Annotated in this window: 13 protein-coding genes, 5 pseudogenes and 1 other annotated feature; of the genes and pseudogenes, 4 read left to right on the forward strand and 14 right to left on the reverse strand. The window is 40.9% G+C overall.

Features of this window, described 5'->3' with window-relative positions; genetic code table 11:
* Positions 1-45 precede the first annotated feature (45 nt).
* Positions 46-789, reverse strand: a complete 744-nt coding sequence (locus RCG23_RS08465) for a hypothetical protein (protein WP_308179340.1) — start codon at positions 787-789, stop codon at positions 46-48.
* A gap of 16 nt (positions 790-805) precedes the next feature.
* Positions 806-1714 carry a phosphotransferase gene (locus tag RCG23_RS08470; RefSeq protein WP_308179341.1) on the reverse strand — a complete coding sequence of 303 codons (909 nt, stop codon included), beginning with the start codon at positions 1712-1714 and terminating at the stop codon, positions 806-808.
* Between the two features lie 164 nt (positions 1715-1878).
* Between RCG23_RS08470 and RCG23_RS08475 the strand changes: the two genes are divergently transcribed.
* Positions 1879-3414, forward strand: a complete 1536-nt coding sequence (locus tag RCG23_RS08475) for an FAD-dependent oxidoreductase (RefSeq protein WP_308179342.1) — start codon at positions 1879-1881, stop codon at positions 3412-3414.
* Positions 3415-3478: 64 nt separating this feature from the next.
* Here the strand turns inward: RCG23_RS08475 and RCG23_RS08480 are convergent, their stop codons facing one another.
* The 3 genes and pseudogenes from RCG23_RS08480 to RCG23_RS08490 all read right to left on the reverse strand — a co-directional run bounded on the left by RCG23_RS08480 (position 3479) and on the right by RCG23_RS08490 (position 6389).
* Positions 3479-3610, reverse strand: coding sequence for a hypothetical protein (locus RCG23_RS08480; RefSeq protein ID WP_308179343.1), 132 nt, complete (start codon positions 3608-3610; stop codon positions 3479-3481).
* Between the two features lie 55 nt (positions 3611-3665).
* A pseudogene (locus RCG23_RS08485) lies at positions 3666-5135 on the reverse strand (amidase family protein).
* A 97-nt stretch (positions 5136-5232) separates the two neighbouring features.
* A pseudogene (locus RCG23_RS08490) lies at positions 5233-6389 on the reverse strand (DEAD/DEAH box helicase).
* A gap of 411 nt (positions 6390-6800) precedes the next feature.
* Here RCG23_RS08490 and RCG23_RS08500 point away from each other — a divergent pair.
* A complete protein-coding gene (locus RCG23_RS08500) occupies positions 6801-7082 on the forward strand; it encodes a hypothetical protein (protein WP_308179346.1) in 282 nt (93 codons plus the stop codon).
* Between the two features lie 111 nt (positions 7083-7193).
* Here RCG23_RS08500 and kynB read toward each other — a convergent pair.
* The 5 genes and pseudogenes from kynB to RCG23_RS08525 form a co-directional block, all read right to left on the reverse strand.
* Positions 7194-7820, reverse strand: a pseudogene (gene kynB, locus RCG23_RS08505) (arylformamidase).
* Positions 7821-7960: 140 nt separating this feature from the next.
* Positions 7961-8092, reverse strand: a complete 132-nt coding sequence (locus tag RCG23_RS08510; protein ID WP_308179347.1) for a DUF3298 domain-containing protein — start codon at positions 8090-8092, stop codon at positions 7961-7963.
* Entirely contained in the window at positions 8086-8430 is a 345-nt protein-coding gene (locus tag RCG23_RS08515) for a hypothetical protein (protein ID WP_308179348.1), read from the reverse strand. Before RCG23_RS08515 ends, RCG23_RS08510 begins: the two co-directional genes overlap by 7 nt.
* A 134-nt stretch (positions 8431-8564) precedes the next feature.
* The gene (locus tag RCG23_RS08520; RefSeq protein ID WP_308179350.1) at positions 8565-9734 is read right to left on the reverse strand and encodes a WG repeat-containing protein; all 1170 of its coding nucleotides are present in this window, start codon (positions 9732-9734) and stop codon (positions 8565-8567) included.
* Between the two features lie 166 nt (positions 9735-9900).
* Positions 9901-10920, reverse strand: a complete 1020-nt coding sequence (locus tag RCG23_RS08525; RefSeq protein ID WP_308179351.1) for a 4Fe-4S binding protein — start codon at positions 10918-10920, stop codon at positions 9901-9903.
* Positions 10921-11168: 248 nt separating this feature from the next.
* Positions 11169-11415: a binding site (T-box leader), on the forward strand.
* A gap of 50 nt (positions 11416-11465) precedes the next feature.
* Here RCG23_RS08525 and brnQ point away from each other — a divergent pair.
* Positions 11466-12802: pseudogene (brnQ, locus tag RCG23_RS08530) on the forward strand (branched-chain amino acid transport system II carrier protein).
* Between the two features lie 108 nt (positions 12803-12910).
* Here brnQ and RCG23_RS08535 read toward each other — a convergent pair.
* From RCG23_RS08535 to RCG23_RS08550, 4 genes and pseudogenes are all read right to left on the reverse strand, one after another.
* Positions 12911-13237 (reverse strand): CPBP family intramembrane glutamic endopeptidase, encoded by a 327-nt coding sequence (locus RCG23_RS08535; RefSeq protein WP_308179352.1) that lies wholly within the window; start codon positions 13235-13237, stop codon positions 12911-12913.
* Between the two features lie 491 nt (positions 13238-13728).
* Complete coding sequence (locus tag RCG23_RS08540; protein WP_308180009.1) at positions 13729-14574, reverse strand: alpha/beta hydrolase family protein; 846 nt, start codon at positions 14572-14574, stop codon at positions 13729-13731.
* Positions 14508-15479 (reverse strand): TolB family protein, encoded by a 972-nt coding sequence (locus RCG23_RS08545; protein WP_308179353.1) that lies wholly within the window; start codon positions 15477-15479, stop codon positions 14508-14510. Before RCG23_RS08545 ends, RCG23_RS08540 begins: the two co-directional genes overlap by 67 nt.
* A 135-nt stretch (positions 15480-15614) precedes the next feature.
* Positions 15615-16597 (reverse strand): annotated as a pseudogene (locus RCG23_RS08550) (Gfo/Idh/MocA family protein).
* 405 nt (positions 16598-17002) lie between these two features.
* Between RCG23_RS08550 and RCG23_RS08555 the strand changes: the two are divergent.
* The gene (locus RCG23_RS08555) at positions 17003-18661 is read left to right on the forward strand and encodes a glutamine--tRNA ligase/YqeY domain fusion protein (protein WP_308179354.1); all 1659 of its coding nucleotides are present in this window, start codon (positions 17003-17005) and stop codon (positions 18659-18661) included.
* Positions 18662-18952: the final 291 nt, after the last annotated feature.

An 18952-nucleotide genomic window follows, 5' to 3' on the forward strand; every position in this document is an offset into this window, starting at 1 on the left:
AAGAAAGCACGCTCATGGCGTGCTTTCTTATTTTAGAGGAAAAAGTTAATTGTTCTCGGTCTTAATCAAATCCCAAGGGCTAATCAAGCCGATCGGCATTTCCTTTTCCGAGCCGTTTTCGGTAATAATGACTGCTTCCAGCTTGTCTCCCTTTTGAACACGTTCTTCAAATAAATCCTCCAACTCAAATATGTTCATCTTTTTAGAAACAAATTTGACCGTGTTTGTGTTCTCACATGGCCTTATATCCTTCAATTTTTGTCCGCTTAAGTCGATAGTATTTCCTTTTAGTCGGGAGGTAAAATAACTTCTCATTCCACCTTCTGTCAGCAAAAATGAAAATTGTCCATTATTATAAATAGGAAATTGAGTAAAAGAGTATTTCTGCATATCCTGTAAAACATCCTTAACTTCTTCATCCGCTTCATATGTTTTTACCTTTGCAGAAGCAATCGAAGTGATGGAAGGCGGCGTGGACAAAAACACTGCAATTCTTTCAATTTGCTCGACGACCTCTGTATGGGGCTCTGCAATATAAAAATTCGCCTTGCTCCTTTCATGCACCAAAGCATTTCTGAGGCGTGCGTAGCTTTTTAAATCATCAAAATAATGCCGGATCGAAGAGTGCTGATTCCTAGCCCTATGCAGAAGCTCCAAAAAATGGTCATTTTCAGCAAATTTGACAAGGTTTTTTAGTTTTTCATGAATTTGATTAAAAGCAACCTCAAACCTTTCTGACTTTTCTCTTTGGCGGTCGATATTTTTAGTCACGGGAATTTCCTGTACCATTCTTCTTTTTCCTCCTCTATGAGAGGGCAAGGGCCAAACTTTCCTGGGCACCTGCCACCAATTCATCATTTTTTTTATCAGCACCATAAAGCAATAAAAGCAATGAAGTATAAATGCCTTTAAATTGAGCCAGCTGCTGGGTTTCTTCATCAATCTGTCCATATACGTCAAAGAACTGATCCCTGCTATCTGATGGCAGGAAGCTGTAGACTATGGATAGATCAACAGCTGGATGGCCAATATGAGTATCTCCCCAGTCGATGACACCAGAGATTAACCCTTCAGCATCGATGACAACATTCCTAAAATGTAAATCTCCATGGACAAGCATCTTAATCGGACTCACTTTGATGTCCTCTAATGAGTTTGCATACTCCATTATGGCATTCTGCTGTTCAGGCAGCAGATTTCCCTGGATAGCTTTTTCGATATTTTCCTCCAGCCGGCATTTTCTTTTTTCTATGCTCAACCGGTAATATTCGTCAAAAGGTACTCCCAAACGATGGGCCTGATCAACTGGAAAGCTATGAAGGCTTTTTAAAAATTCAGCCAGTGCGCCTGCAGATTGCTTCCTATGTTCTATGGTTAAGACCCCTGGTGTGATTCCTTTTACAGACTTATACCCTGTAAATGTCCATGGATAGTTCGTTGTTGGCATCCCTAGAAAAACAGGCTCCGGAATCGGCATCTTTAACATCCGAACAAGCTGTGGCAAAAGCTTTCTCTCAGTTTCCAGTAGTTCTACTGCCACTTTTCTTCGCGGGAATCGGAAAACATATTGTTTATTTACCATAAAAACAGTGTTATCGAAACCTTCTCCTAAAATATTAATATTTAAAGGTGCAAGCTGAGGAAATTGCATTGAAATGATTCCTTCCGCTTCTTCTGGGGTTAAGCTGCGCTCGGCAGACCAAATTTCCGTCATATTAACTCTCCCATTCAGTACAGGTTTATTTTTCCCTATTATAAAGCTTGCCAAAACTCCTTTACAAATATAGGCAATTGAATTTCAATCATTACTTATGATTCATTTTTCCAAGGATGGGAATATTAACAAACATCGACCTACAAACTTGAGGAGGAACATTTATGAGCACATCTGAACACAACTCACATTTTCCAAGGACCTATTGGCGTGAAATTGAATTGCCTGCCTATGAAAAATTGGCTGAAGATATCACTGTTGATGTGGCCATCGTTGGTGCGGGCATAACCGGCATTACTGCTGCGTATCTGCTCTCGAAAGAGGGGATTAAGGTTGCCCTGTTAGAAGCTGGGAGTGTTTTAAACGGAACGACAGGACATACCACTGCCAAAATAACCGCCCAGCATGGCTTATTTTACGATGAACTCATTAGTCACTTAGGTGAAGAAAAGGCAAGGTTGTATTATCAATCCCATATTGAAGCGCTTGATTTTATCAAAAACACTTCAAATGATAAAGGAATAGACTGTGATTTCAGCCCTGAGGATGCTTGTATTTACTCTACAACGGACGAATACGCAAAGAAAATTGAAAAGGAATGGGAGGCCTACCAAAAGCTTGGCATTGATGGATACCTGTCTGAAAGTATCCCTTTTCCCATTGAAATAAAAAATGCTCTATTTATGAAAAACCAGGGTCAATACCATCCTCTTAAATTCCTGACAGGTCTCCTGAAGGAAGCTGTCCGTTCTGGCTGTGCTGTCTATGAAAACACCACAGCAATGGAAATGGAGGACATTGAAGACGAACACCCAAAGGTAGTAACCCGGGATGGCAATAGAGTTACCGCCAGCAAGGTACTCATTTCCTCTCATTTCCCTTTCTATGATGGGATGGGCTTTTATTTTGCGAGGATGTATGCAGAAAGATCCTATGCAATCGGCATTAAAACTGAAAGTGAGTATCCTGGAGGAATGTACATAAGCGTGGACGAGCCTTCCCGTTCGATCCGCTACACTCCCTATGGAGAAAGCGGTGAAAAACTGCTGATCATTGGAGGTGAAAAACATAAAACCGGGCAGGGAATTGATACGATTTCCCACTATGATGCCCTACAAAAGTTTGCCGGAGAAACATTTGGAACAGAGGTTATTTCTTACCGATGGTCCGCCCAGGATTTAATCACACTTGATAAAATGCCCTATATTGGCCCTATAACAGAGAAGAAGGAAAATATCCTGGTTGCAACAGGCTATAAAAAATGGGGAATGACCAGCGGCATTCTCGCAGCACATCTTCTCAGCGATTATGTTTTACACCGTGAGAACTTATATAAAGAACTTTATTCCCCTTCCCGGTTCAATGCGGATCCGAGCTTAAAGAATTTGCTTACTGCAAACGCCGATGTCGCAGGGCATCTGCTAAAAGGCAAGCTTGAATTTGTTCCAAAGGATCCAGGCGATCTTCATAATGGAGAAGGATCCGTGGTTATGTATAATGGAAAAAGAGCTGGAGGCTACCGGGACGAGAACGGGCAACTCTATCTTGTCGACACGACATGTACACATTTGGGCTGTGAATGCGAATGGAATCACGCCGAAAAAACGTGGGACTGCCCATGCCATGGCTCCCGTTTTTCATATGCAGGAGATGTGGTTGAAGGTCCGGCACTCGATCCTTTAAAGAAAGTAGAAGAATAGGACTATCAAAATAAACCCCTCCTGGGCAGGAGGGGTTTTGGCTTAATCTACAAAAAAATCCTGTTTATTTATCCTTCGGCCGATTTCTTTTTAAATCTTCGCCAGTTGAAAATTCGACCAGCTCAGAGCTTGTTTTTCCGACCTTACTATTATTGTTTCTCTGTGCATTTTTGTTGCCCAGCTTTGTTTTACCCACACATACCAGCTCCTTTTTACTGTTTCAAAAGTAGTATGTTTTAAAAGTCGTTTGCTTATTCCAACACAATCATTGGTGGACGACGCTTTTGGGTCATTTGCTCAAAGGAATAAGAAATTTCGATTAATGCTGGTTCACTATATGCAGTTCCCGCAAACGTAATCCCTGTAGGTTCTCCGGCAGATGTATATCCGGCAGGTACAGCAATTGTAGGATATCCCGCCTTTGCGCTGATATGGGAGCCTTCATCGCTAGGGAACAAGATGGCATCCAGGCCATACTCATGGAGGGCAAAATCTATTCCTTGTTCTCCTGCATGATAGCTGTCGAATTCCAATGCTTCTACATACGCAGCCTCAGTCAGCCTGCCACTGGTTTCTTCAGATTCCAGCAATACCGCCTGTCCATATTTCAGCATTTCATCTTCGTTCTTCTCATTGAATTCAATCACCTGCGCTAAGGTTCGGACAGGAATAGAAGGATGCAGGGTGCTTAAATAAGCATTTACATCCGCCTTAAATTCGTGTGTCAAAACATCATATTTCCACTCTGCCTTGCTTGAAAGGATTTCAATGTTATCGATAACTTCCGCGCCTGATGACTTTAAGGCCGTTACTGCCTCTTCAAAAATTTGCTGCTTTTCTTCGCTCAAAAGTTGGATAAATCCTTTCCGTGCGATTCCGATCCTTTTTCCTTTTAAACCATCCTTAATTAAATGGTCAATAAAATCGATTTCAGAATGAGGACTTGACCATGTAATGCAATCTTCCATGTCCTTGCCTTTTAATGCGTTCAGAAGGACAGCAGCATCCTCCACGGTCCTTGCCATTGGCCCCGCTGTATCCTGACTGTGAGCGATTGGAATAATGCCCCGTCTGCTGATTAATCCAACCGTTGGCTTAATACCGACGAGTGAATTTTGGCAGGAAGGATTCAAAATAGAGCCCGAAGTTTCTGTGCCAACCGCAGCGGCTGCTAAGTTTGCTGCAATTGCCGCGCCTGAGCCTGAACTGGATCCGCCGACATCAAATTCTCCGCCCATAAGGATTGATGACCTGACCGCCCCGGGAACTATAGCCGCTTGGCATATTTTCTGCCATAAAATTTGCCCATTCGGTCATATTGGTTTTGCCAAGGATAACCGCGCCTGCTTTTCTTAATTGTTCGGCAACAAACGAATCACGTTGCGCAATAGAATCCTTAAGAGCTAATGAGCCTGCACTGGTATGCATTTTATCATTCGTATCAATATTGTCTTTTATTAAAATTGGAATCCCATGAAGAAGGCTTCGTGGCAGAACTTTTTCCGCTCCGCATCAAGTGAGGCTGCAATATGCAGCGCATCAGGATTAATTTCAAGCACAGAATTGATCCTGTTATGGTCGTAAGCAGAAATGCGATGCATGTACATCATGACAAGTTCTTTTGAGGAAATCTCACCGTTTTCCATTTTCCTCTGCATTTCTGCTATCGTTGCTTCCTCAAGCCATTCATCGTACATTTTTTTTAATTTCTTATTTTCCATCTTAGCTATTCCCCCCTCCCTTAAATGATTCGATGTTAAATGAAAATCACCTGTATTTTAATAAATAAAAGCCATGCTGATTAGCATGGCCACAGAGCTATTTCTTGTTTATTCTTGCAGGATTACGATTTTCCTCTGCCACTATTTGGCCTTTATAAAATACCCTTTTGCTGACTGGCACATTTATTTTTCGGCAGTATTGCTTTAATTCACGCTCTTCCCTGTCAGTGACAAGTGAAATGACCGTTCCATCTGCCCCCATCCTGCCAGTCCGACCTGAACGGTGGATGTATTGGTTTATATCCTTTGGCATGTCGATATGAACGACATGAGTAACACCTTGAATATCGAGGCCTCTCGCTGCAACATCGGTCGCTATTAGCATCTTCAGCTTGCCTTCCCGGAAATTTTTCAGTGCTGCCTGCCGTTCCATTTTTTTCAACTCGCCGTGCAGGAGGCCTACAGACAATTCCTTGAAATTCAATTTGGCAGCTACAACTGAAATTTCGGTTATATCATTAATAAAAGCCAGTACCTTGATATCCTCAAGACGTGCTATTTTCTCAAGCAGTTTCATTTTGTCACGCGGTTCGCATGAAAAAAAGATATGTTCTACCTTACCCGAAGGGATTTCTTCTTCTTTATTGATTCTGATTACTTCGGCATCCCTGGTCATTTCATGTGCCAACTGTTCGGTTTCATTTTTAAGCGTTGCTGAAAACATCATCACCTGGCGGCTTGCCATTGTACTTTTAACAATGTTCCGGATTGTGCCGATGTGCTCAGGCACGAGAAGCTGGTCTCCTTCATCAAGTACAAGTGTTTTCACTTCATGCATTTTCAGCTTTTTCTGTTTGATCAATTCATACATCCGTCCAGGCGTACCAAAAACAACTTGAGGCCTTTTTTCAGTTTTTCAAGCTGTCGCTTCAAGTTTGCGCCTCCTATAAATGAGGCACCACGAATCCCACTTCCTTCTGACCACTTTTGGAATTCCTGGTATACCTGCATCACAAGCTCCTGAGAGGATGCGAGCACAACCGCCTGTACCCCCTGATTTGTCTCGTCAACTATTTGAAGGAGTGGAAGCAGATAAGCAAGAGTTTTTCCCGTTCCTGTCGGAGATTCAGCGATAAGGTCACTGCCTTTTAAGGCAATAGGAACTGCTGTATTTTGAATCGACGTTGGAGTGCCGAAGCCTGACTTTTCCCAAGCTTCCTTTAAAAAAGGTTTCAATTCCTGAATATTTAACATATATGTCTCCTTATATAAACATCTTCTTTTTTATATTATTGGTTTTCATTCTATCTCTAATCCGTACTCAATAAAACGGTACTTTACTGATACTAACTTACATGGATAAAGGTGTCTATAGTTCCGCTGCCGCAATTGCTGGATTTAGAAGGATTTCAATTAATTTTGGAGAGGGCTGATATTTAATCAATAAGGGTCCAGCTGATCTTTTAAAGTGAGGTTATACATCGGGTAGACATGTTCCACCTTTTGGAGTGAACTTCTAAGTCACAAAATCCGGAAGAAATTTTGACAAAAATAAAAACTTGAATTTTGAACTTATTGTGAACAATTACCCGCGTCCGTCTTACCCTGCTGCTATTAATGATAATATAAATAACAGACATTAGTACTATATCGGAGTTGAGAATAATGTTTAAAATGGTGTTAATAGCAGCATTGCTATTTTTTTCCTCCTTGGGGACTCATGCATTTGCCCACTCTCATTTGGAATACTCTTCTCCGAAAAACGGGGAAGCCACTACGCATCTCCTTGCCGATGAAAAAGCTCCACAGGCAGAACTGCCAAAAAAACTGGAAAATGAACAGCCATCGTTAAAATCATATTTAGTCCCAAGCTCTATCGGATTATTGATGTTCATCGCTTTTGGAAGCTACTGGTTATTTTTCAGGAAGAAACATGTAAACGGCTAATTTCAAGCGAACTCATGAGAATGCATCCTTGTATGGTTTTTCCATAGCTTGTTAACAAAAGCAGCTGTGTCCTTCAATAGGACACAGCTTTATTAGCTTATCAAATTAAATTCATTGGCTATCGACCGTGCGCAGCACAGCCCTGACCGGACTTCCATCAGCTTCCCCTAACGGAAGCGGGAGTGCAATCAATTCATAAACTCCAGGCTGAACGCCATCCAAATTAACTGCTTCAAGGATATGAATCCCATTCTCACTTAAGCTGTGATGGCGGCAGCTCCTTGCTGTCAAGCGGATCTACAGAAGGTACATCGACACCGATGAGCCTGACTCCCTTTTTTGCCAAGTGCGGCGGAAATCCTCCTTCAAAAAAGTAATTTTCTCAGGGAATTTTGCTGTATCCTGCCAGGAAGCAGTACGTATTAATATTCGTTCAACCCCGTCTATTAATAAACCTTTCACATCAGCTGCCCCAATGCACTCCTTTCCGCTTAAATCTATTATCTGGGCTTTACCTATGTAAAGATTTAGATCAAGTTCATAAATCCTTTTTCCATCGCTGTCAAAATGAAACGGTGCGTCAACATGTGTTCCAGTATGAATACTCATCGTAAGCCTGCCGACATTTACAGACCCACTGTCCTCTTTCGACCAGGAAACTTCAAAATTGAAAGGTGTATCTCCCGGCCATGTCGGAGTTCCTTTTTCCAGCTTTCTTGAGATATCAATGATTTTCATGTCCGTTCTCCTTCTGCAACCCTAGTGTATTTATTTAATGAAAATTTAGTCTATTTTAAAAATATAATTCCCACTGTCCCTTTGTCAATTAAGGTATAGATATAAAAAACAAAAAACAGCAGATTGTTGTCTGCTGTTTCTTAATGGAATGATTCCCAGAACACCCCATTCCGGTCAATAATATCTGACAGCTCTTCAAATCGAATCTGGAAGGTAGGGAACCCAGCTACATAAGGGGCAATTTCATATGGCTTGAAATATATACTCAACATGCCTTCTGAAATGAAAAAAGGCTGGTCTGCCGGATCCCTTTGTAGGTACCGGGAAAAACATACGAATATCTCTCATCACTTTTTATCTGTTCTCCTATAATGTCGCTTATGGCCTTAACATAATGGCTACCTGGTTTAAACAAATCCTTTAATTGAAAAAACTCTCCTGTTACAAGATCGATATGGGAATATTTTTTCACCGGCATTCCGTGAGCAGCACCAAATGGATAGTCATATCCGTTAATTTCAATGACTGCCAGCTGTTTTTCATAAAATGCCACTTCATAATCGCCTGTATAATGAGAGTCCAGCTGTTCCTGAGGAGAAACCTCCTTCACACCAGCGAGCTCCTTTAATGTTTGATTTACTCTTGCCCGGGTCCTTTCGTTTTCAATCCCTTCAATTTGCGGGTAGTATACAAGGTAATCCTTGTTTGGTTTATACTTTTTCTCTCTTACAGAAAACCTGCCGTTTAAAGGAATAATTTCATTTTGCCTCCATACAAGCTGGCCTTTTTATCAAAATAAAACAGCCTAAAGTCAATCTCTCCTCTTATTAAGGACCGGTCCACCTGGAGCACCCCGCTGCCGCTCAGAGCAGGAAATGTCGCGTCCCTTTTCCCATCATGATCGATAAAAAATGTATAAAGATTATTCGTTGCCGTAGCCAGGCCGTTTTCAAAGCTGGATATTGTGTTATAAATAAATCCTGTCAGCATATTTCCATCTGTATCTGCCAGTGCGTATTTTTTTCCTAAAAAGGGCTGTTCAGGGTGTATTGCCTTTCCGACCGCAACCCTCTTTTCTCCAAGGCTGATGATCGATTCATAGATAGGTTTTATAAGGAATTTCCCATTAGAGTCTATGAGTCCATACTTGTTTTTAAAATCCTCCGATACATTTACAATCGCTTTTCCTTCGATAAAGGGCTCAGCAAACGTAAATTGAGGCTCAATTACGACTTTCCCTTGTTCATTTATATATCCAAATTTCCCGTTCTTTTCCCTTTGGAACGCGATCAGCCCTTCTGAGTAATTGCTAACGTGGGCAAATTGATAAGTATGCAGTACCTTTCCAGTCAGGCCGATAAGGACAAACGGACCGTTTTTTATTTTTACAACAGCTTTGCCATTATTAAAATCGGTCGCCGATTCGTATTCAAGTGGAATGACTTCCTTTCCCCACCTATTGAGATAGCCATATAAATAATTCCCTTTATTATCAAGGCTCGCCGCCAATGCCCTTCCTTCTTTATAATCACCGATGAAATGATACTCCTTCTCTGTTAATATTTTTCCCGACTCATCCATTACATTATAATTATCCCTATTTATAACCGTTGCCCGTCCTTCCGAGAAAGGATGGATGGTTTCATATTTTGGTTTGGCGATAAAATATCCATTTGTATCGATTAGCCCATCACGTTCCATTAATCGGACAATGGCTAAAAAACTATTCTGAAAATCACCAGCATGATCATATATAGGAGGAAGGATTATGACACCTTTTCCATTAATGTAACCCCATTTGACGCCTCCAACCGTTTTCACCGAAGCCCTATATAGAAACACGGACCTAATTACAGAACTAGAAGGCTTATATGGAATATATCTTTGGTAATTGCCCATTTCGTTCTTACTCATTTTCATCCCCTCATTTTCCTTACTACCTATCATATGGAAGGGCGGATGACCTGTGACTTTTATAAAAAAGTTATTACTATTTACTTATTTTTGGACAATCACTCCATTTGGTATATGTGCCTTAAAAGATAAAAGCTGCCCCAGCTGGATGGGCAGCTTTTATCTTTTAGTGACCAATTGAATTAACGCCAGGTATTAATTGTTTGAATTCTTCATATGAAATGATTGTGTTCCAGTGTCCTGTCAGCTTGGCGAAGGCAACGATGAGGATAAAGGCACTTATAAATGCAACAGGTATAAACCATTTATTCACCCTTTTATTAACAACCGTCATATTCAACGTATCCTTAACAGGACAGGCCTCGACGCATTGCATACATGCTGTACAGTCAGGCGTTCTAACCACATCAATCTTCGATACTTTAATTCTTTGCGGACAAACTCTTGTACACAATTCACAATCGATGCACGTATCTTCATTTCTCTTTATCTTGGTGATTCCAAAAATCGTTCCCAGGCCGATAATGGCTCCATACGGACAGAGAAAACGACACCAGAAGTTCTTGAAGAAAAGCGAAAGGACAAACATGACAATGATAAATTTCAATGTAAAACCGCCAATATTCAAGAAAAAGAGCAGCATTTTAACATCGGAAATTTTATTGTATGGATCGTTTAAAAAATCCTTTGCCGCGAATATCGGCATATCGAATACAATCATTTTCACGAAAAAGAAGAGCAGCAAGTACTTTAATGGCGTTAAAATCCAGGCTATCCATCTCGGCATATCAAAGTTCTTTTTGAATAACTTTTTCCCCAGCATTCCGGTCCATTCACTTATCGTTCCCACCGGGCAAAACCAGCTGCAAAATGACTTCCTGAACAGAATCCCAGAACCTACGAAAAAAGAGAATAATACCAGCCCGGCTGGATGGATTTTATCAAACTCACCGCTTGTCAGCCAAACCTTCAAGGCAACAAGCGCACTGATGGGCAAAAATCCCTCTACAGCAGGAGGCCTGTTCACAAACGGCTCAGCTCCGGAGGTTTGAAAGTGCATATAAAATTGATAAAACCGCAAACCCACATATAACAAAAACAATATGAACACTGCCTGAACGGCAAACCTTACTGCTTGAATCGGCTTTCGTTTCATCTGTCTGGTATACCAGCTCCTTGATTTCATCACGGTTCCTCCATTCTTTCGTTACTTTAACTATAAAGAATGAAAATGAAGGAATATGTGATATAAATCTCTTAAAATTCGAATTCGGAAAGATGTCACAAAAATTTTTTCATGAGGCGTAAGAACTTATACAGAAGCATTGGAAGCGGTTCCTGAAATTCCTGTTTAAAATTTACCTCTTGAAAAATTATTGAAAGATAATATAATCATAAATAACTTAATACATTCTGAGTTTTCAGTAATTTTTGAAAAAATCAGTGACGAGAAAAGTAGAATGTTTTCCTTGCTTTCAGAGAGTCGGCGAATGGTGAGAGCCGATGGCAATTAACATTTGAAAATCATCTCCGAGATGCGCGGCTGAACATGAATATTGAAAAGTAAGCCAAGCCGGAATATCCGCCGTTAAATGGAACGCGTATAGTAGTACGCTGATCGAGCGCTGCATTTTTGATATGCAGAACTAGGGTGGTAACGCGAGTTAAACTCGTCCCTATTTTTAGGGGCGGGTTTTTTATTTTCCCAAACACTTTAAAGGAGCGATACTAATGAAAAAGAAGGATACCTTATTTATTGGACTTATGCTGTTCTCGATGTTTTTTGGTGCCGGAAATTTAATATTTCCGCCATTTCTCGGCTTGGAGGCAGGAACCTCATTTCGCCTGCAATAACTGGTTTTATTATTACAGCGGTGGGTTTGCCACTGCTTGTCCTTGCGGCTATCGCTCTTGTAAAGGATGGGGTGCAGACACTTCGCCGCCGCGTCCATCCTCTCTTCGGAACGATCTTTACCGTCACCGTTTATTTATCGATCGGGCCGTTTTTTGGAATTCCCCGGAATGGAAATGTGGCCTTTGAAATGGGTTTAAAGCCATTCCTAGGAGAAGTGTCATTGAGTAATTCCATCCTGCTGCTCCTGTTTACATTAGTCTTTTTTTCACTAGCCTACTTTTTAAGCCTTAATCCTTCGAAGGTAGTCGACTATATGGGCCGCTGGATCACCCCGGCACTGCTTTTGTCCATTTTAGTTTTATGTGTTACTGGCTTCGCCCATATGGATCATCCTTTAAAAGCCCCAGACACGAAGTATGAAAGTGCTGCTCTTTTTAAAGGCTTTATTGATGGCTATAGCACAATGGATGCCCTTGGAGCACTTGCGTTCGGAATTGTTATTTTAACTACCCTTAAACAAAAAGGAGTCAACAGTAAAAAGCAGCTGGCTTCCTATACAATCAAAGCAGGCTTAGTTGCCGGAGCCGCTTTAGCTTTTGTTTACATCCTAATCGGATTTATGGGCGCAAAAATGGCGTCTTACGGCAAATTTGAAAATGGAACAGAGGTGTTATCTTCCGCTTCAAACATGCTGTTTGGCCAGAGCGGAACGGTTCTGCTCGGAGTCATTTTTACTCTAGCATGCTTTACCACCTGCGTAGGATTAACGATTGCCTGCGGCCAGTACTTTTCTAAAATAATGCCAAAAATGAGCTACCGTACAGTTGTGACCGTTGTATCTCTCGCAAGCTTTTTAATTGCCAATCTTGGTTTGAATCAAATTATCTTTGTTTCCGTTCCATTCCTGGTAATGGCCTATCCGTTAACGATCGTACTGATCACTCTTTCCTTTTTTCACCGCCATTTCAATGGCTCGCAAAAGGTTTATGCGGGTGCGATGCTCTTAACTGGACTGGTTGCACTATACGATGGCTTGAAAATGTTCGGGCTGGATTCTGCTGCACTTGACCAGTTGGTCTCCTTCCTGCCCTTCTCTTCTTTTGGTCTCGGCTGGGTAGTGCCTGCACTCGCTGGCGGGGCAGCCGGGCTATTGATTGACCGTTTCAGCAAAACACCTGATTCTGCCAATGAGAAGCAACAGGAAGCTGCTTAACAAGGGCCATATCGACTTTAAATACAAAAGAAAAATGCATGGATTCTAATAAGTTTCCATGCATTTTTCTATGTTCTTCTTTTTGATTTTCTGTTTCCTCTCAATATCTTATTCAATCAAATCTACGATTGATATAAGCAGGTTCATAAGGATATGAATCGAAATAGGAACTGTCAGGCGATTAGTAAAGTAATAAGAGAAAGATAAAATGACCCCTACCAAAAAGACATTAGGAAAACCTATTAATGTCATATGCCAACCTGCAAAAATTAATGAACTTATCATAATACTTACACCTATATTAAACTTCTTTAACAGTAAACCGAGCATACCCCTTCTAAAAATAATCTCTTCAAGTATAGGGGCAATAATAGATGAAACAATGATCAGTAGAGGAAATGTTTTCAACAGATCTTCAGTATTTGACGAAGACATTGAAATGCCAAGAACATCAAATTTTATGTAATTTATTATCTTTTGCCCTAAAATAGTTAATAAAAATCCAATGAATGATACAGCTATCGATTTTTTTATTGATGCTTTTTTTTCTTAAATAACGGCAATTTCAAATAGTCTTTAAGCAAATAAATTATTACAATAAGTAACACTGGAAAAATAATGAGATTTACAGTCGCTCTAGTTAATAGTTTAATATGGATAAATTTGTCTAGAAGATCCAATCCTAACATGGTCCCAAAGTAAATTAATAAAGAGTACACTACTTTTTTGTCCATTGACTTTACCTCACAAGCAATATATTAGTTACCATATTTTACTATTATAACATAAAATTACAAAGCTTCTTTTACCTTACACAATATGCGAGGGTTCCAATTAAAAGAGCATAGAAAATTAATTCGATGCTCTCTTTTATGCTATTGTTGAAACCGATCCATAACTAAATTCCAATATTGTAAATCACGAATTTAGCCATATCTGCGTACGCCTTTTTTATTCTCTCTTTTTGCAAAGGTATGTCCTTCATCTTCAAATCGCAAATATGTTACTGGATGATTCCGATCCTTTAGTCTTTTTACAATTCGTTCCGATTCTTCAATTGGAACACGAGGGTCATTAGCACCGTGGACAACCATCAGCGGACAAATAATTCTTTCGGCAAAATTCAAAGGATCAATTTTATCAAAAAAGACCCCATCTTTTTCAATCGTTCCATATTCAGCCTCTCTAAGTTTGCGGCGCCATGGAGCCGTCGATTCAAGATAATTTCTAATACTGGAAATCCCAACGATATCAATCCCTGCTGCCCATAAATCCGGATAATGTGATACGGCTGCAAGAACCAAAAAGCCCCCGTAGCTTCCACCCACTATTGCTATTTTTCCAGGATCTGCTCCTCCCTCTGACTTCAGCCATTCTGTTAGTGAAACAAGATCCTTTACACTGTCCATTCTTTTCCGGACATCGTCCAAATGGGTAAACGACTTTCCATAACCCGTGCTGCCCCGTACATTCGGTGTACATACCGCATAGCCTCGGCTTAGCAGGTATTGAAGAAAAGGATTATAAACAGCACGGCTCTGGCTTTCCGGGCCGCCATGAAGATAAACAATAACCGGCAGCTTCCCTGAAGCGTTTTTAGGCTTGTAAAAAAATGCCGGAATCGATAGGTTGTCAAAGGATTTGTACATGACCGGAACGGGTTCAATCAATCCACTCTCCACGACAGGCGACCTGAAATGCTGAGTTAGCCGCTGTGCCTGAATGCTCCTAAGGTCAACCTCCCAAATATCCGATGGATAGGCCCGTTCAATACATAAGCAAGCCTTTGATTATCTGACGAAAATTTCAAGTCTGATATCACGCCCAAGGGTGTTTTCCATGTATAAAGGGCACTCCGTTTCATGTCTGCCAAAACCCCTCTGGAAATTCCACCTTCATTAACAGAAAATGCTAATTTACTTTTATCCTTACTCACTGTAAGGCCTTCAAAGTCCCAATTCCCCTTCTCCAGCCATGTTAAGTTTTTAGTAGCTAAGTCAATAACAGCAAGGCCATAAAATTCCCTGTCTTTATTCGTCAATAAGTAGAGGAATTCGCCATTTTTACTGAAATGGGGATTTTTAAAACCCGCTTCACCGCTGTGCCTGGTCAGCCAGTCCATGACCCTCGTTTCAAGAAATAGAAGGCCTAAATCATGATCAGTCTGGGTATTTATTTTTCGAATCAAAAGTGATTTTCCATCAGGGGACCATTGAATAGGAGAAAAGACACCATTTGATGCATACACCTGGTGAATGGAGAGTGTTACTAAATTTTGAATATAAATATCAAAAAATTCCGGATTGCGACGATTACTTGACCAGGAAATCCAATTGCCATCCGGTGAGCTTCCCCCATAATGATGGATATGCTCAGGGGAATTAGTCAAAGGTATCAATTCAGCATTAGGCTTTAATAAAAACAGCTGCTGCTTTTCATTTCCTGAAGCATCCATGCCAATAATACGATTCCTGGTACCCTCTATATATTGGACAAAAATAATTCTTTCCTTTGTAAAAATTGTTTGCGAAGGCTCTTCTCCGTCCCGATTTAAATCCCATACCTGGGGCAGGCCAGTATAATCAGCAATGTAGCTAAGTTCATGGCCCTCAGGATGATAGATAGGATTTATCGCAGTACGAACCTGTAAATAATCAGAGATGCCAGCGGCTTCCATAAAACCATCCCTTTCTTTTTGTGTGCGGAAAAATTGGGTGGCAATTTAATTTATCAAAGCCATACTATGCATACATGAGAAAGAGGGCAACTTTTTCGCCCTCTTTTTTCCATATTTATATTGTGTTCAAAAAATTTATCTTTCCGATTGAAAAATAATGTCATTCTGTTTTCTTGCTTCTTCCGTAATCCTTAGAACAATACTGCTTAGGTTCTTTAATTCCTCGTACGCTTTGTCATTTTGGGTCTCGAGGATTTCGGCAATATTTTTTGCTTCGTACATCATGTCCTTCTCTTCCAGCTTTTCACCGAGGGACTGGCTTTCCTTCGAATGGCTGTCATAAAAATCAATTTTAGAAATCGGAGCAGCATCTTCGAGCACAAACGTCCCAGCCTCGCCATGGATTTCACAAGGAATGGTGGAGTGGGAGGTTTTAGAGCACATTATGGTACAAACAAAACCCTTATACTCCAGGACAATCGTTCCGCTTCCATCCACTCCAGTCCGAAGCATAACCGGATGATAGGCCACCTTTTTAGGCTCTCCGAACAGCCCAGCTGCCAGGGAGATTGGATAAACTCCAAGATCAACCAGGCCCCTCCTGAATAGGCAGCCGTGAATATATTCGGCTCTTCCCCCTGTAAAAATAAATCATAGCGTGACGAATACTTAATGTATGGCAAAATCGCGCTTCTTATTTGACCCGCCATATCCAGTTTTTCTTTTAATATTCGAAAATTTGGCGTGTGTATATTGCGAATTGCTTCAAATAAGTAAACACCATTTTCTTCAGCTGTTCGAAAAGCAATCTCTAACTCATTTGTATTTGAAAAAATCGGTTTTTCGCAAATTACATGTTTTTTATTTTCCAAAAAAATAAGTGCCTGTTCGTAATGAAGTGAATTAGGAGATGCGATATATACCGCATCGATTTTCGGGCTTTTTGCCATTTCCTCCAGACTTGTAAAAAAGTTTGGTGCATCATATGTATCTGCCAATTGTTTTGCTTTTTCATCAGTACGTGAATAAACCGCCATCAGATTATATTTCCCACTCAAACGTGCTCCTTCTATGAACGAAGCTGTGATCCATCCTGTTCCTACTGTGCCTAGGTTTATCATGATAAGGTCCTCCTTTTTTATATCCCCTCCATTTTAGTCCTTTTGATACTATTTTAAAAATAAAACGCGGGAGGTTGTGGTTCAGGAACATTTATTAGAGGCTCTTTTTCGATTTACCGACCTGATATGGCCAATTACCCACCGGTTTTGGATATTTACCAACCAGACCTGACCATTTACCGACCACTTTTCTAAAATACAAACCAGTTCTTCTAAAATACCAACCCCTTTCTTTCAACTTATACATATACATAGATAATGTGTAAAAAAATCCAGCGCTTTTTATCTCCGACCAAAAATAATTTGGTCCCCTGTTTTCTTCATGAATTGTCGGGAAGAATGGAAAAATATCTTTATTTATGTTATATAAGTAGTACATATGATGAAAGAGGTTGAAAATAAGTGGACAATCACTCGTCTAATTTTATTAGGGATATCATAATTAAAGACCTAGAATCCGGCAAGCATAAAGAAGTAGTTACTCGCTTTCCGCCGGAGCCGAACGGATATTTACATATTGGCCATGCTAAATCCATCTTTTTGAACTTTGGATTGGGCGATGAATTTAACGGCAGAACAAATTTGAGATTTGATGACACCAATCCTTTGAAGGAAGATGTGGAATACGTCAATTCAATCAAAGAAGACGTCAAGTGGCTCGGCTATGAATGGGACGGTTTATTTTTCGCATCGGATTATTTCGAGGAAATGTACAACCGAGCAGTCCTTTTGATAAAAAAAGGTCTTGCTTATGTTGATGATTTATCCGCAGACGAAATCCGCGCTCTCCGCGGAACGCTGACAGAACCGGGACAGGAAAGCCCTTATCGTAATCGTTCAGCAGAGGAGAACCTGGACTTATTTGTTCGGATGCGCAATGGCGAATTTGGCAATGGCGAAAAAGTGCTACGTGCAAAAATCGATATGAAGTCTCCAAATATCAATCTTCGCGACCCGGTAATTTACCGTATTTCTCATACCACTCACCATAATACTGGCGACAAATGGTGCATTTATCCGATGTATGCTTTCGCCCATCCGATTGAGGATGCAATTGAAGGTGTGACCCATTCCATTTGTACAGTGGAATTCGAAGATCAGCGCCCATTGTATAACTGGGTGGTCGAACAGTGTGAAATGGAAAGCACACCACAACAGATTGAATTTGGACGCTTAAATATTACAAATACCGTAATGAGCAAGCGGAAGCTGAAACAACTGGTTGACGAAGGATATGTTGATGGCTGGGACGACCCGCGCATGCCGACGATTTCCGGTATGAGACGTAAAGGGTTCACTCCTGAATCCATTCGCAATTTCGTTGGCGAAACAGGTGTATCAAAAGGATCCGGTGCAGTCGATGAGCAAATGCTTGAGCATTTTGTACGTGAGGATTTAAAACTGAAAGCTCCAAGGACGATGGGTATTTTGAAGCCGCTTAAAGTGGTTATTACCAACTATCCGGAAGGCCAGGTTGAATGGCTCGATGCTGAAATCAATCCAGAGGTTCCGGAAATGGGCATGAGGGAAATTCCATTTTCACGGGAAATCTATATTGAACAGGACGATTTCATGGAAAACCCTCCAAGCAAATATTTCCGCTTGTTCCCCGGCAATGAAGTCCGTTTGAAGCATGCATATTTTATCAAATGCGAAGAAGCTATCAAGGATGCAGAGGGTAATGTTATAGAGCTTCGCTGCACTTATGATCCGGAAACAAAGAGCGGCACCGGTTTTACAGGCCGCAAGGTTAAAGGAACCATTCATTGGGTCGAGGCAAGCCAGGCTGTTCCGGCTGAATTCCGTTTGTACGAACCGCTGATTATGGATGCAAGCCTCGAGGAATCTACTGATGAGGAAAAAACTTTCCTCGATCATGTAAATCCGAAGTCACTTGAAGTGCTAAACGGCTTCGTGGAGCCAAACATGAAGGAAGTACAGCCACAGGATAAATTCCAATTTTTCCGCCACGGCTACTTTAATGCTGATCCGAAGCATACTTCCAAAGACAAAATCGTCTTTAACAGGATTGTTTCATTAAAAAGTTCGTTTAAGGTGTAATAGAATAAAAGGCTCAAGCTCCCTGGTCAGCCCCGACAGGCATAAGGCGAATCACGCAGTCATCCTCGGAAAAGCTATCGCTTTTCCTTCGTGCGATGCGGATGCTGCCGAAGCGTTCCCTGTCCTGATTTCTGAAGTGATTTGGCTTATGACCCCGAGCTGCTCCAAGCATCACCTAAAGGTCATGCTTGAATCAAGATATTCAATGGAGTTATTCAAAGGTGAAAACTGGCTGGGCGCTCCTTGAAAAAGCTATCGCTTTTTCTTCGTGCGAAGCTTATGCTGCCGTAG

This window comes from Neobacillus sp. PS3-34, assembly GCF_030915465.1.
GTDB lineage: Bacteria > Bacillota > Bacilli > Bacillales > Cytobacillaceae > Neobacillus_A.